The organism is Psychrobacillus sp. FSL H8-0510 (assembly GCF_038008345.1).
Classification (GTDB): domain Bacteria; phylum Bacillota; class Bacilli; order Bacillales_A; family Planococcaceae; genus Psychrobacillus; species Psychrobacillus psychrotolerans.
In genome coordinates this window covers 165,257-180,837 of sequence record NZ_JBBOYZ010000003.1, presented here as the reverse complement: position 1 = coordinate 180,837, position 15,581 = coordinate 165,257, and the positions used below count along the sequence as shown (strand labels likewise).

The 15,581-nt window shown below is 32.4% G+C and carries 14 protein-coding genes; 10 read left to right on the top strand and 4 right to left on the bottom strand.

Going from position 1 to position 15,581, the window contains the following annotated elements; genetic code table 11:
* The first annotated feature begins 205 nt into the window (after positions 1-205).
* The 4 genes from MHI40_RS23020 to spoIIP (MHI40_RS23005) all read left to right on the top strand — a co-directional run bounded on the left by MHI40_RS23020 (position 206) and on the right by spoIIP (MHI40_RS23005) (position 3,623).
* Entirely contained in the window at positions 206-580 is a 375-nt protein-coding gene (locus tag MHI40_RS23020; RefSeq protein WP_340765981.1) for a hypothetical protein, read from the top strand.
* A gap of 408 nt (positions 581-988) precedes the next feature.
* Positions 989-1,573 carry a YdhK family protein gene (locus MHI40_RS23015; protein WP_277586686.1) on the top strand — a complete coding sequence of 195 codons (585 nt, stop codon included), beginning with the start codon at positions 989-991 and terminating at the stop codon, positions 1,571-1,573.
* A gap of 340 nt (positions 1,574-1,913) precedes the next feature.
* Positions 1,914-2,393 (top strand): C40 family peptidase, encoded by a 480-nt coding sequence (locus MHI40_RS23010; RefSeq protein ID WP_320415376.1) that lies wholly within the window; start codon positions 1,914-1,916, stop codon positions 2,391-2,393.
* 174 nt (positions 2,394-2,567) lie between these two features.
* Positions 2,568-3,623, top strand: coding sequence for a stage II sporulation protein P (spoIIP, locus tag MHI40_RS23005; RefSeq protein ID WP_340765972.1), 1,056 nt, complete (start codon positions 2,568-2,570; stop codon positions 3,621-3,623).
* 128 nt (positions 3,624-3,751) lie between these two features.
* On the opposite strand, the gene spoIIP (MHI40_RS23000) is transcribed toward spoIIP (MHI40_RS23005), so the two are convergent.
* A complete protein-coding gene (spoIIP, locus tag MHI40_RS23000) occupies positions 3,752-4,612 on the bottom strand; it encodes a stage II sporulation protein P (RefSeq protein WP_340765970.1) in 861 nt (286 codons plus the stop codon).
* A gap of 230 nt (positions 4,613-4,842) precedes the next feature.
* Between spoIIP (MHI40_RS23000) and MHI40_RS22995 the strand changes: the two genes are divergently transcribed.
* Positions 4,843-6,372 (top strand): multicopper oxidase family protein, encoded by a 1,530-nt coding sequence (locus MHI40_RS22995; protein ID WP_340765968.1) that lies wholly within the window; start codon positions 4,843-4,845, stop codon positions 6,370-6,372.
* A 130-nt stretch (positions 6,373-6,502) separates the two neighbouring features.
* Entirely contained in the window at positions 6,503-6,829 is a 327-nt protein-coding gene (locus tag MHI40_RS22990; protein ID WP_277587601.1) for a four-helix bundle copper-binding protein, read from the top strand.
* 672 nt (positions 6,830-7,501) lie between these two features.
* On the opposite strand, the gene MHI40_RS22985 is transcribed toward MHI40_RS22990, so the two are convergent.
* Both MHI40_RS22985 and MHI40_RS22980 read right to left on the bottom strand, forming a co-directional pair.
* Complete coding sequence (locus tag MHI40_RS22985; protein ID WP_340765966.1) at positions 7,502-8,665, bottom strand: FtsW/RodA/SpoVE family cell cycle protein; 1,164 nt, start codon at positions 8,663-8,665, stop codon at positions 7,502-7,504.
* 178 nt (positions 8,666-8,843) lie between these two features.
* Positions 8,844-9,389, bottom strand: a complete 546-nt coding sequence (locus MHI40_RS22980) for a TVP38/TMEM64 family protein (protein ID WP_340765964.1) — start codon at positions 9,387-9,389, stop codon at positions 8,844-8,846.
* A 292-nt stretch (positions 9,390-9,681) separates the two neighbouring features.
* On the opposite strand from MHI40_RS22980, the gene MHI40_RS22975 reads away from it, so the two are divergent.
* Positions 9,682-10,818, top strand: coding sequence for a hypothetical protein (locus MHI40_RS22975; RefSeq protein ID WP_340765961.1), 1,137 nt, complete (start codon positions 9,682-9,684; stop codon positions 10,816-10,818).
* Positions 10,819-11,485: 667 nt separating this feature from the next.
* Here MHI40_RS22975 and MHI40_RS22970 read toward each other — a convergent pair.
* Complete coding sequence (locus MHI40_RS22970; RefSeq protein WP_340765959.1) at positions 11,486-11,668, bottom strand: hypothetical protein; 183 nt, start codon at positions 11,666-11,668, stop codon at positions 11,486-11,488.
* A gap of 483 nt (positions 11,669-12,151) precedes the next feature.
* On the opposite strand from MHI40_RS22970, the gene MHI40_RS22965 reads away from it, so the two are divergent.
* The 3 genes from MHI40_RS22965 to MHI40_RS22955 all read left to right on the top strand — a co-directional run bounded on the left by MHI40_RS22965 (position 12,152) and on the right by MHI40_RS22955 (position 15,432).
* The gene (locus MHI40_RS22965) at positions 12,152-13,417 is read left to right on the top strand and encodes a replication initiation protein (RefSeq protein WP_340765958.1); all 1,266 of its coding nucleotides are present in this window, start codon (positions 12,152-12,154) and stop codon (positions 13,415-13,417) included.
* Positions 13,418-14,105: 688 nt separating this feature from the next.
* Complete coding sequence (locus MHI40_RS22960) at positions 14,106-14,594, top strand: reverse transcriptase domain-containing protein (RefSeq protein ID WP_340765956.1); 489 nt, start codon at positions 14,106-14,108, stop codon at positions 14,592-14,594.
* Entirely contained in the window at positions 14,572-15,432 is an 861-nt protein-coding gene (locus MHI40_RS22955; protein WP_340765953.1) for a reverse transcriptase domain-containing protein, read from the top strand. Before MHI40_RS22960 ends, MHI40_RS22955 begins: the two co-directional genes overlap by 23 nt.
* Positions 15,433-15,581: the final 149 nt, after the last annotated feature.

Genomic DNA, 15,581 nt, shown 5'->3' with positions numbered 1-15,581 from the left:
AAGTTAAATCTTCCATATTTTTAATTAATGAATAATCCCTCACGTTGCACTATTAATATGTTTGTTATAAGGTATTTAAAAGTCTTCCGAATAAAGTTAAAGTTTTTCCATACAATAAAGAATTTTGAAACAATAATCACCTTTATTTTACGTAATAGAGACCTTTGGAACATAATTTGAATATAATAGTTATGAGGTGAAAACTATGTGCTTTTCAACTAATGTAATCGAACAACAAGCTCTTATCATAAGTGATAAGATAATTAAAAACACTATATACAAACCAGTAAGTCTGGATTTTATTAGTGAAAAAAATGTTGGAATACAAGATTTTCAAATGCAAAATATCGGAGAAGAAATATCATTAATAACAATGGTAAATTTAGAAAACAATGAAGGATTACAAATTAGTGTAGAACCAAATGAAAATGGGTTAAGGTACGCTATGGGGGAAATCTCTTATAAAGATTATAAAAAACTGCAAAATCGAGAAAGTAGACAGTTTATCTGGTATTTCTTCGCTATTTCAAGCGTTTTTCTATTGATATCCTGGGCCTCTATCAGGTGGTTTTTTATATAATTTTTTCTAGACTTTAATACCCTTAAGTGAATATCTAACAGTAACCAATATTATAGATATTATTTAATACAAAAAGAGCGTTGATTTCACAAGAATCATTGCTCTTTTTTTATGAAAAAATTATTTGTATGGAAGAATTGATTGGATGCTTATTGTTAAGGACAGTTATCTTATTTGCTACATAGATATAACAAGTGTAGGGAAATAAGATTAAATTAAAGTCCTAGTTTTTTTTCAAACAAATAGGGAAATAATAAAGTATAAAGACAAATTACATAGTGATAAAATTCAGGTATTAGAATCTTCAGTAACTGGTCTGCACAATTTTTTCATAATTTCAGTGTAAGATTGTTTAAAACAACAGCTGTATCTTGTTGTAAATTTATTAGAGTTTAGAGGAGGATAACAATGAAAAAAAAATTATTTATGGGTCTTGGTTCGTTCGCTATCGCAATTACATTGTCTGCTTGTGCTGGTGATGAAAAGGAAACGGAGATGGACACACAAGAGCACAAAGAAATGAATACGGAAGAAAGTAAGGGTATGGAACATTCTAATATGGATATGTCTGGATCAGGTGAAGTTCCTGAAAACTTAAAAGTAGCTGAAAATCCAACTTTTGAAGTAGGTAGTCAAGCTATTATTGAAACAGATCATATGGAAGGTATGAAAGGTGCCGAAGCAACGATTGTCGGTGCTTATGATACAACTGTTTATACTGTTTCGTATACTCCTACAACTGGTGGGGAACGAGTAGAGAATCATAAATGGGTCATTCATGAAGAATTAGGAGAACCACAATCGGCACCATTAGAACCTGGTACAGAAGTAGTCCTAACAGCTGAACATATGGAGGGGATGGAAGGAGCAACCGCTGAAATTGATTCGGCTGAAGAAACAACAGTGTATATGGTTAATTATACTTCTACTTCCGGAGACAAAGTGACTAATCATAAGTGGGTAACTGAAAGTGAATTGTCACCAACAAAATAACTTTTTATTTTTAGATTCATTCAAAAAACCTATCCATTATATGGATAGGTTTTTTTCTTTTTGTAGAGCGTAATCCGTTTATAAAGAAATGCAGTAACTAATAAATACTATTTGAATCTACTGAAAATAGTAGCATGCTATTAACTTACACAGACTCTTACTTTTTATTATTTATCCTATAAATTAAAACTATAGTCCGAAATATCCTAGAATTAGAAAGTTAAACTAGGTATTTGTAATGATTTTGTAATCAAATCGTAACGAATATATTGCATCATTTGTGATAAAGTTACAATTATAAATATAACATTTACTGGGGTGTAAAATGAGAAGTATAATTATGCAAGTATTAATTGTGGTATCTTTAATTTTTTCTGCACAAGTATTTTCAGCAGATAAAGTCAATGCTGCAACATCAACTGAAATCGGAGCATTTGCTTCAAAGTTATACGGTACTCCATATAAATTTGGTGGAACAACTCCTAAGGGATTTGATTGTTCTGGATATATTAGATATGTTTATAATAAATTCAACATTAGTTTACCAAGAACATCTGCCGAGCAGTTTAAAGTGGGAAAAACAGTTGAAAAAGATAAATTACAACCTGGAGACTTAGTGTTTTTTGCTAATACATATAAAAAAGGTATTTCTCACACTGGAATTTATTTGGGTAACGGGGAATTCATATCTGCAAAAAGTAAGGGTATTTTAAAAGCTAACTTAAAAACAGATCCTTATTGGGGTCCTAAATATGCCGGAGCGAAACGGATATCTAATGTAACTGTAGCTATGGAAAAAGGGAAAAATACTAACAACTAAGTTTTAGAGATTTTTAAGTACAATCATCCACTGTATAGATGATTGTACTTTTTTGTTTTTGGAGGCAAGAAAATCTTACTTGTCCATATATTATCCACAATTATTTGTTATTCTTTTTTATGGTATGTTTTTAACTAAATCATATTGAAAAAGAGAAATTCTAGGAGGGACAGAATGTCTTCAAACTCCCTAAATAAAGAAAAGAACACAACAAAGAAAAAGAAAGATACTTTACTAAGGATTTTGTTATACTTTGTAGTTTTGCTATTTATTCTCTTACTTTTTTCTTTCTGGGTGACAATTTTTTATGTTCCTAAAGAAGAGGAAGAAAATATATTTGACGATAAAATCTATCCTTTTTTCCATGTTGAATTAAAAGATCGTTTATCCGAAGAATTAGATGGGATGCCTACTAAAACAAATAATCTAGATACAGGAGGGAAATCAAACTTGAATCTAGAGGATAGGGATGAATTTGCGCCTACTATGGACGGTTTCTTTAACGAAAGAGAACTTACTATAAAGAATATTGATGCTCTTTTTAAAAATATGAAATCTCCCAAAGAAATTTCATCATCTCATTCAACTTTCGGAAAGGAAGTCCTGTATATTTACCATACTCATAGCAGGGAATCTTTTTTGCCATATTTAGAAGAAACAGATAAACCTGAAGAAGCGTATCACTCGAAAGCAAATATTACACTAGTAGGAGAACTGCTTGGAAGGGCACTGGAAAGAAGGGGAGTAGGAACAACAGTCAATTCAACCGATATCGTTCAAGAACTAGCTACAAGAGGTTTAAACTATAATAGTTCTTATAATGTGTCAGGAGAGCAAGTACGTGCTGCGTTAAAAGGTAATAAAGATTTAGAGATCTTTCTAGATTTGCATCGCGATTCTTTGCGTAGTGATTCTACTACTACTGTAATGAATGGAGTAAACTATGCCAAATTATTATTTGTTGTAGGTACGGGCCATGAAGGTTATGAAAAGAATCTTACGTTTGCGGAAGGGCTACAAACAATTTTAGACAATCAATACCCCGGACTGTCCAAAGGCATAATGCCAAAAAGTAGTAAACAAGGCAATGGAATTTATAATCAAGATATTTCTCCAAACTCTATTATTGTGGAAATTGGAGGTGTAGATAATACAGTAGAAGAGCTTCATCGAACTACAGAGGTTTTTGCTGATGTTTTAAGTGAATATTATTTCCATGAAGAAAGGTAAATCAGTCTTTTGGATCCATGGCATTACTTGTTCGTTTTCGTTTTCTTATTATATTTCAAATTACTTTATATCTTAAAGTTAAATGCACCTTAAGTCATAAGCTTCAAGGTGCATTTCATTTTGTAATTTTAAAGTCCTGCATGTGATACTAGATTGTTAGATTCATCTTGTAATAGTTCTGAAACAGCTTTTGCTAGAACTGAAATCGAACGATTAATTTCTTCCTGTGTATTATCGATTCCACCAAGTTCTATTAACACCATATTGTTAGCAAGATCTTGATTATAAATGCCGTCCACATGGTCTCCTTTTTTACCGATAACGCCTTTAGATATTCCAGGAACCAATTCATTTAAGTGTGAGGAAAGATGTTGGGCATAGGATTTGTTTATTAAGTAATTTGGATGCTCTTCCCCTACCACAAAATATATTTTTCCAAATGTTTCATTGTTGTAAGTTAGTGTTGAATTTTTCCTAGTTGTAGAATCTCTGTGTAAATCAATAATTATGTCATATTTATTGTTCTGAACATTATCTGTTAAATAAGGACGGACAACGTTATAGGCTTCTGGAAAAGTACGATTTGTTTTCTTTAGCTCACTCATGGTGTCAATTCCGAGAAACTCAGTTTCAATAGAATTTAGACTAAAATGATTTCTAATAATATCTTCAAAAGCGGTTATGTTTGAGGTTGAATGGTATACCTCTGCTTGACCGGTCTCATTTTTTACTATTGGTATAAAGGATTCGTGGGAGTGTGTAAATAGCAATAATGCTTTCCTAGGCTCAATGATTTTGATATTATCAAGATTTTGATTTTGAGTTGCAGCGTATACGACGACTGCTTTCTCGTCTGCTTTCTCGTCAGGCTTCTCATCAGCCATTTCCATAATTCCTATTTGTTGAGGGTTACTAAGAGTAGCTATAATAATTGGTGATATAAAAATTATTAAGAATAGTCCGATAATTATTCTTGTTTGGTTTCTCATATTAATACACCTCAAACAACAATATGTTGGAAGTTTAGGAATTAGAACTATATATTTTGTAAGATAAGAAAATTTAATACTATTAATTTTAAAGAAAAGTGCACGAAATGTTACGAATAATATTGTCAATTGGTTCATCCATTTAGTATAAGCATATACCTCCATAAATTTTCCATATTTATTTGATACACTGCCAATATATTAAATAATATAAATTGGAGAGAATGAAGATGAAATACAAAATGTGGATTACTTCCGTATTGTCGGTAAGCATTATTATAATTGGAGGTTGTAGTGCAAGTGATTCTTCTGCCAAAAATGCAAGTATGGATCATGCTAATATGACTGCAGAAGAAATGTCGAATATGGAAGGAATGGATCATTCAGATGCGAGCGATGAAGATATGGCTTCTATGGAAAACGGTCATGATAGCCATACAAACCCTTTGGCATTAAATAATTCAACTGGAGAAAATGAACTAATACTTCCACCATTAATTGAATCAAAGGATGGGGTAATAGATATTACAGCACAGCAAGGAACAACCGAATTTTACGAAGATGTTCAAACCGAAACATATGGATATAATGGTTCCTTTTTAGGGCCAATTATTCAGGTATCAAAAGATGAAACAGTAACATTTAGAACTAACAATGATTTATCAGAACCAACGACATTTCACTGGCATGGTGTAGATATTTCAGGCGAAGGTGATGGTGGTCCTCATCAAATACTACAACCAGGTGAATCAGAAGATGTAAAATTCACTGTAAATCAGGAGGCTTCCACTCTATGGTTCCATCCACATCCTGAAGGTGCTACAGCTGAGCAAGTATATAAAGGATTAGCTGGTTTAATTTATGTGGAGGATGAAAATTCGAAAAATCTAGATTTACCAAAAGAATATGGGACAAATGATTTTCCATTAGTATTCCAAGACAGACAATTTAACGAGGATAAGCAATTTGATTACCAAGCAGTAATTAACGATGATGGAACAATAGGAGATACTTTATTAATAAATGGAACATTGAATCCTAAACTTACGGTAGGTAAAGAAAAAGTTAGATTACGTATATTAAATGGTTCAAATGCTCGAAATTATTCTTTTAAACTAAATACAGGAGATTCATTCCAACAAATCGCTACAGATGGTGGTTTCTTAAATGAACCAACAACAATGAGTGAAATAACGTTAACACCCGGTGAACGTGCAGAGATTATCATTGATTTTTCAAAGTATAAAGCCTCAAGTGATATAGCGTTAATTAATGAGGAAGATACAAACCTTTTACCATTTAAAATTGATGAACAGAAAACAAATTCAAGAGATTTACCAAAAACTTTAAATAATTTTGCTGTTACAGATGAAGAAAGAAATTTACCTGTTACGAAGAAACTAGAACTTTTTGGAATGGGTGCAATGGTGACCATTAATGATAAGCAATTTGATATAGACCGAATTGACTTTACTCAAAAACAAGGGGTTACTGAAGTATGGGAAATTTATAATAAACCTGATGCAATGGGCGGAATGACACATCCATTCCACATTCATGGGACACAGTTTAAAATTATTTCAATTGATGGAAACGAACAGCCAGTAAACGAACAAGGCTGGAAAGATACTGTAGCAATTGATGCAGGAGAAACAGTGAAATTAGCTGTTAAATTTAATAACAAAGGTATATATATGTTCCATTGTCATGTTCTTGAGCATGAAGAGAATGGAATGATGGGACAAGTAAAAATAGATTAAAATTTATATTAGAATTACATACGAGTTACAAAAATAAGGATTTTCTAAGGAGTTCTCATTTCTCTGTTTGAACTAACACCTTATGGGAACATTAATACTGATTGCAATATTAATATCTAGGAGGTATTTCATGAATCAGAAATATGAAGAATGTCTTAAAGCTTGTATGGAATGTCTAAAGGCTTGTAACACATGTTTTGATGCTTGTTTAAGAGAAGGCGATGTTAAGATGATGGTCGATTGTATACGATTAGATCGCGCTTGTGCAGATGCTTGTGCCTTTGCGATACAAGCGATGACTTCGAACAGTCCTTTTGTGAAAGAAATATGCCAACTTTGTGCAGAAATTTGTGAACGCTGTGGAGAAGAGTGTGCTAAACACGAACATGACCATTGCCAAAGCTGTGCTGAGTCATGCCGCAAATGTGCTGAAGCATGTCGTCAAATGAGTGCGTAAGAAAATTTACGAAGAATACTAAAATATAATAAGGCTACTGCAAAAAGTCAAACCACATGGCTTTAGCGGTAGCCTTAAATTATTTGTGAAGAGAAAAGGAAACCGTCCACCTTTTCAATGTAGGTTGCATAATAAATTATCTTTAATTAAATGAAGAGACTCAGCAGATTTTTCCTGCAATGAATTGCACCTCATAATAAATAAGATAATATTCAAACTAGCAGTAAATGGCTAGGATAAAATGCTTGGTAGAATTTTCTTGCTACAGGCATACTTGATAGTTTATATCTAAATAATAATAAGAGTTCCCAAAACACTTAACAATTGACCACTGCATTGTTAGGATTGCTATCCATTCTAACAATCGAACACTCCTATATAAAAGTCTCTTGAATTAGAAAAAATTTCGGGTTGTCTATTGGGTAAATGATAGTATGGAAAGACTAATAAAATACCACTTTGTTTTAACCAAATGTTTTTCAATTATTCTATCATGAGAATAGCTAGCTTTTGAGAGTTAATTGTTCTCCTTATATTAGCGTTTTAAATTTAAAATATCGCAAAAAGAATTGCAGTTAAAAATAATAGAAATAAATAGCTGCTAGAATTCCTATTATTAGGATGAGGAGATTACATAGAAAGCCAAGTAATATTATTCTATTTTTTGGTATATTAATCATCATCACCGCCGAACATGTAGTCTTTCGTGTTAAGTGATATGTTTATGACTATACTTAGTGCAAAGATAGTAGCCAGAACAGAACTTCCTCCATAACTAAACAATGGAAGGGGAATCCCAGTAATAGGAACGAGCCCTATCACCATTCCAATATTTTCAAAAACATGAAATAAGATCATAGAAATAACTCCAGCAGCAATTAGAGTTTCATACTCACCTTTATTTTTATACGCTATCCTGAAAATTCTGTATATTATAATGTAATACATAAAAATTATTCCTGCAGAACCAATAAAACCAAACTCCTCCGAAATGGTTGTAAAAATAAAGTCAGAATGTGCCTCAGGTACTGCAACAACGCCATTACCGTATCCCTTCCCAGTTAACATACCTGAACCTATTGAAGTTATAGATAGACTTAATTGATAGCTTGTTCCCAAAGTATCCGCAAATGGATCCAACCAAGAATTTATCCTATCTATTTGATACCGGTCCATTACATACAATAATAAGTTCGGTCTGTATAAAAACGCCAATGCAAATAATCCTAAAGATATAATTACAGTTATAAAAACAGATAATATTATTCTCATATTAATACCTGATATGAGTATCATACCTACCATAATAGAAACCATAACCATACCAGTCCCTAAATCGGGCTGAACAGCTACTAGGATTAACGGAATTAGAGTTATACCAACAATTTTAAATAACAGAAAAAAGTCTAACTTTAAAAATCTTATTGGATATTTCACGTTATGATTAGATATTACTCTTGCTAAGTAAAGAATTAAAAAGATTTTCATGAATTCTGAAGGTTGAATAGAACCAAATCCCGGAATTAAAAACCAAGCTTTTATTCCTTTAATATTAGGTGCTATTGTTTCTGGAGATATAATAAGCAAAGCCAGAATTAAGTTACCAAATATATATAAATATAGGGATAATTTTTTTATTTGTTCAAAATCAAAAAAATATACAATTGCTGAAATGATCATACCGAATAGGACCCATATTGCTTGTTTTAACGCAAAATTATCATCATACGGCAAGTATTTTTGTGCGCTATATATGAAGGTACAGCTTACAATCATAAACAAAATAATTACCAAGTAAATTATTATATCTAGATTATTGAATTTATTTTCTTTCATTTATTTACCTCTTTATTAAATCTAATATAAATAGTAATAATAGCTATTTTATTAATATTCACCATGGGGTAGAGCCATCTTGTTAATAGAGACTAACTATAAAAACCTAAAGTGGAAAACTAGTTGTGTAGTAAATATCAGTAAATATCTTATTTTGCCATTAACTATGACCAGTGGTTTACCATTTCTTTTTAATCCAAAAAGTTGTAAATACAACCGAGAACAAGATCATAACCGCGTATAAATAATTCATTGAAATTTTTTGAAGAACCCCAAAGACTATTGCTACTTCAATGACAACTGCAGGTACTTTCCCGATTGAACTTGCAGTCATAAAAATCCATCCGGGAATAGTTGTTAAAGAAGCACCTGCGGTAACTATCCCTGATGGAACAAATGGTAGAATTCGAAATAGAATAATTAGTGTGAACACATGCATGGGAGAACTATTTTTTATAGTTTTAATAATTGTATGACTTAGCCATCCAGGATTAATTTTAGAGAAGCCCCACCGATACATGTGAAAACCAATAATTGCACCAAAAATTTCTCCAGTAAATGTAAGAATGACACCAAGCGCTAAACCCAAGGAGTTTATATTGATAGCAGTAACAAAGATACTTGGTATAAAGCCAATTGCACCAATTCCCAAGTTCAAGAAAAGTAATAAGATAAATTTGATTGTTGTGCTCATTAAAGAAATGAGTGTTATCGATTCATTCACAAACTATAAACCACCTATGATAATGTTATTAGTATTTACTCATATGGTCGCTCCAATGAGGAGGATGCTCCTTCCTTGTGTACTAATATATAATATAGAAGAAATAAGGAAAAGTTGTGGAGATTAAATTTTTTAATACCATTGTGTAGAAAACCAACGCTATTTAAGTGTTAATAGCATAAAAAAGAATGTTAAAAAGAATGTTAGTACTCATACTTGGATTAGAAATAGTATAATAAGTAGTAATATAAGTAGTAACATCTAAGCTTCTTTTATTAAAGGTGGGTTATAAATGGAAAAAGTTAGTGATTTATTATTTGTTCCTCAATATCCTGAAGATAAATTACATCCAAATTTCCTTAGTATTTATAATGAAAAATTATCTTATGCTAGAGAATTTATAAAAGATTGGGCAGAAGGATTTGAAGATCGTGACCATAAATTTGTTAAAGAGTTTCAAACAACTTTTAACTCATCGTTTTGGGAGCTATACCTTTTTGCAGTGAGCAAGGAACTTAAATTAAATGTAAATATGTCCTATAATCGTCCAGATTTTGTTATTGAAGGTGAAGATGGTTTTAATGTAGAGGCAACTATTGCTAGTCACGCACAGGATGAGACCCCAGAATGGAAAAAAGATTTTTCTAAAGATATCTTTAAAGAATGGCCAGTGGAGAAGATTGTTGATAACGCCACCATTAGAATTGCTAATGCTTTTATGAGCAAGTCTCACAAATATAAAGAATCGTATGGTCAGTTGGAACATGTTAAAGGAAAACCGTTCATTATAGCAATTACTCCTTTTGACTCGCCTTATACAAATGAGCAACGTATGCAAGCTATACATAGAGTTTTATATGGTTTTGATCGATATATAGCAGTAGACTGGGATGATGAAAATAGAGATATACTGGATGTTATATACATGGAGGAAATAGATAAAAAAAATGGAGCTAAAGTACCTTTAGGATATTTTACAACTCCCAAGTTTGCTCATATTAGCGCTGTTATTTTTAGTAATACAGCAACGTTTGGTAAAGTGAGGGTAATGTGTGATGATCCAAGAATTACTTTAGTCAGCCATTCTAGATATAACGATTTTGGTACTCAACCTATTAATGAAGTAACATTCAAAGAAAATTATGTGGAGCATTTATTAGATGGATTAATTGTCTTTCATAACCCATTTTCTAATATACCTTTTAAAAACAAAGCATTTTACCATCCTGTTATAGCTCATTCTACATTTGATAGTAAAACAAAAGAAAATGTTTCCCATATTCCACATAATTTCTTATTTCAGAGATTCATCAATACTTTTATGACTGAAGATAAACTTCCCCCGCTAGATTATATACTGCGGGTAAAAAAGATTTTAGAGGAAGCATCACAAACTACTCAAAATAGTTTTCCTAAATATCATGACTAATCAATAAAATTAAATGGAGATTCAGTCATAAAGGTGTACTCTTGTTAGGTTTCTCATTTTGAAAGCCGTTCAAAGTAATTTGTAATAACAAAAATCAATAACATTAAGGTAAACATTGGGTTACTAACTATAATGTAAATACCTTAAAAGTACAATTGGATGGGTTACCAACTATAATGTAAATTAAAGTTTTTTGAAACATCCGTATTTCATTGCTGTTATTGAATTTTGGAGTTACCAACTATAATGTAACTGGACATTGTCTAGTTACAATCTAGTTGGAATGTAAGGATAAAAATCACCCCTCTTTTTTTCTGAGCGGTGATTTTTTTAATGAATACAAGAAACTTATTTTAGAAACGAATAGAGCAAAATTTTGTTCCCTATCTAGAACTAAAGAAAGAGATAATATTACTTGGTACTTTTATTTGAAATTTAATTAATTTTATTTATATAAGACTACTAATCTGTTTAGTTGTTTATACAATATGTTTATATTGTTTTATATGTTTATATTGTTTGTTTGTTTATATTGTTTGTGAAACGTGAAAAGCATTGGTATTACTAACTTTTTAATGATTAAATGCAACGGAAATGGTGTATATTGCAACGGAATCAGTGTAGAGTGCAACGAAATCAGTGTGAAGTGTAACGTTGATGGTGTAGATTACAACGCTAATGGTGTATTAATCATACAAAATTGGTGAGCAACCGCAACGGAATTGGTGTAAAGTGCAGCGGAAATGGTGTTATGGAGAGGAAATGCAACGGAAATGGTGTAATAGGGTATAAATGCAACCGAAATGGTGTTGAATTGATCTAAATGCAACGCATTTGGTGTGTTATTCATCAAAAGTGAGTGGTTTTTACCCGAAATGCAACACATTTGGTGTAAATAACAACAACCTGTTGCATTAATACATGGAATTCAGCCATAAAGAGTATTATTTTCTGTAATTGAACTGTCTATACCTGAAATGCAACACGTTAAGTGTAAATAACAACGACTAGTTGCATTAACACATGGATTGTAACTCATATAAGTATTATTCACCATAATTGAGCTGTTTATACGTGAAATGCAACACATTTTGGAGTAAATACTTGGACCTGACTTATGAAATGCAAACAATTTGAAGTATATTCACCAAGATTGAGCCGTTTATAACCGAAATGCAACACATTTGGTGTAAAGAACGATGAACTGTTGCATTAACTTATGAAATGCAACGGATTTGGTGTCTTTGTGGGAGGAAAAAGGTTTTCCACTTAAATGCAACACTTCTTTTTGTTTATGTTATACTATTTTTAATATTCACGAGGCGGTGCTTGAATGGCTAATGTAGTAGAAACTGTAGAAACAAATTTAGTAGAGTTGTTAATAAATAAAGATAATACCGTTACAAAATCAAATTTACTAATTGAAGCTTCATATAAATTAACTGCAACACAGTTTAAATTAATTCAAACTGTCTTTTCTAATATTCAACCAAATGATATCTCTACCAATACATATATTTTTCCGATTAAACAATTTTTAGAGTTACTAGAGCTAAAAGGTCAGTCGGCTTATACTGAACTACGAAGTATGACAAGGGACGTTTTGAGTAAGCCTATAGATATAACTATTGAGGATGAAGCTGTGCAAATTAACTGGTTTTCTATGGTGAAATATAATTCTACTAAGGGAACTATTACAATTGAGATCCATCCTTTTTGGGAAAAATATTTATTGTCACTTACTAGCAACTTCACTTCATATAAATTGTTTAATATAACAAATTTGAAGAGTATATATTCTCTCCGGATTTACGAGTTGTTGAAGTCAAGGATAAACCTAAACTCGACTAGAACTATTTCTTTGCAAGAGCTAAGAACAAAAATGGGAATAGATCCAGGACAATACCCGATGTACTCTAATTTTAAGCAGAGGATTCTTTTGCAAGCACAGAAAGAATTAAAAGCTGAATCAGATATTTACTTTGAGTTCAATGAAATTAAAAAAGGCCGCGCAGTTGATAAAATAGAATTCCATATTTTCCGTAACTCTCGGAAAGAAGTAATAACACCGATTAATATAGAAAGTAATTTATTAGAACCAAATTTAAAAGAGTTCGGTTTAAAACCTAAAGCAATTAGTAAATTAGTTGAAAATTATTCTACCGAACAAATTGAACGCAATATTGAGTATTCGAAGAATAAAATTAATTTAGGGGAAGTGAATAATCCAGCAGCATACGTTAAAAGTGCAATAGAACAGGATTATGCTAATCAAGCATTAGTCTTACCGAAGAAAATGGACAAGCAAGATCAACAGCTGAAGAATCTAATAGTTGATAATGATATTGTCAATAAAACGAGATATGATATATCTGCAGAAGAGATGGAGAGGCACCTAATTGTAGTGAAGGAGCTTAAAGAATCACTTAGTGCAAAAGAAGAGGACATTAGAAATGAGATTTATAAACAACTAATGGATTATCAAAGATATCAAGATAGCACTTATGACAAATTAGTAAGTCCTAACCGTTTCACAGATGGATATATCCAAAACATCTGTAGAGAGGTATTAAGTAATTTATTCATAATTTCAGAATAACAGATAAGAGATTCCATTTGAGTACTAAATGGATTCTCTTTTTATTTGCTCTGTTAAAGGAAAAGGTTAATTAATCGTTAACGAAAATATAAATGGATCTTCCTATAAACATTGACACTGGATATTTATGTTAAAATAAATAGAAGATTGTGAAAGTGTTCACTTAAACTAACGCGGCAGTTGTGCGGCCGAGCCTAGGTCGTATCATATAGCGGGTGGGATTCCCGTCGAGAAAGAACTAGCCATTCACTCGTAGCGAGTCTTGGAGGGCTAATGGTAACATTAGCCTTTAAGCGTAGACAGTTAGGTGGCGGGCCGAAAGCCAAATGGTTGAAGGGATTGAGCTCCATAATGTTAGTAAATCGAGAGGGCTGATGCCTTAACTGCGGTAGAAAGCTACATTTTATTCTTCGATAAAGGCAAGAAGAATAAAACCTCTCTGGGGTCAGAGACCTTGGCACGTCACACATGGATATGATACGGCAACTCGGGAGACCCTACCGGTCTCTTCTAATAGAAGAGTATGGTGTACAAGTGATAATAAGCAAGGAAACCAAATGCCGTTGTAGGGAGTCGGATAGCAGCGTAGTACCAATGAAGTTGGGTAATGCCGATGGAGGAAAGGCTGCTACCAAGTTATCACCCTTACTAGGGACACATTTACTACACTCGGAGGTAGGAATATTAAATGGAAACAAAACTATTAAGGATAGCAGAATTAGCAAAATCTGATCCTAAAATGAAATTTACATCTATTGTCCATTTACTAAATAAGCAATCTCTAGTTCAGTGTCATCTTGAATTACCTAATAAGAAGGCTACTGGGATTAATGGCACAACTAAAGAGCAATACAGTGAAACACTAGAGGAAAATATAGAGGATTTAGTAAGTAGGCTTAAAAGTAAAAGTTATCATCCTGTTCCCGTAAGGAGAATGTATATTCCGAAGCTTAACTCCAACAAGAAAAGACCATTGGGGATACCGGAACATGAAGATAAGATTGTACAGAAAGGCATTACAAAAATACTAAATGCCATCTATGAAAATGATTTTCTAGATTGCTCTTTTGGGTTCCGCCCAAATCGTAACTGCCACGATGCTTTGAAAATATTAAATTATTACATGGAAAAGAAATCAGTAAATTATATAGTAGATGGATATCAAAGGGTTCTTTGACAACGTTGACCACATATGGATGATGGAGTTCTTAAAACTGCGAATTGCTGACCCTAACTTACTAAGAATAATTGGTAGGTTTCTTAAAGGTGGATACATGGAGGAAGGAAAGAAATACAAGACAGATAAAGGCACACCGCAAGGTGGAGTCATATCTCCGATACTTGCCAATCTATACCTCCATTATGTCCTGGACCTGTGGTTTGAGAAGGAAGTTAGAAAACAGTGTAAAGGAGAAGCATACATAGTTCGTTATGCAGATGACTTTGTTTGTTGCTTCCAATATAAGAGCGAAGCTCAGGAATTCTTTCAATCATTAAAGCTGAGATTACAGAAGTTTAACTTAGAAATAGCGGAGGATAAAACCAAAATTATTCCCTTCGGGAGATTTGCGGAGAAAGATGCAAAACTAAAGGGAAATGGAAAACCTGACACCTTTGATTTCCTAGGTTTTACACACTACTGTGGAAAGAGTAAATCTGGATACTTTCGTGTGAAACGGAAATCAAGCAGGAAAAAGCTACAAGGTAAACTTAAGGAATCGAAGGAATGGATAAAGAAGAACCGAAACAATGATATTCATATGATTATGGATAGATTTAAACGCTCGCTTGTAGGTTATTACAACTACTATTGCATCACAGATAACACTCCAAGTGTTCAACAATTTAAAGACAAAATCCAATACTTACTGTTTAAATGGCTCAACAGAAGAAGTCAAAGAAAATCCTTTACTTGGGATAAATTCAATCTCTTTCTTCATAAATATCCGTTACCTTCACCAAGAATAAAGGTGAATATATACGACTTAAGAAAAGAGATTAGCTATATTTTGTGAATGAAGACTTGGAGGAGCCGTGTGCGTGAATAGCGCAAGCACGGTTCTGTGAGGGGGGAAGAACACAATCTACCGCAAGGTAGAGAGGTTCTCTTCTACTCGACTAGTTGAAGATTCGATTTCCGAAACAACCAATCTTTTTTAGTAAA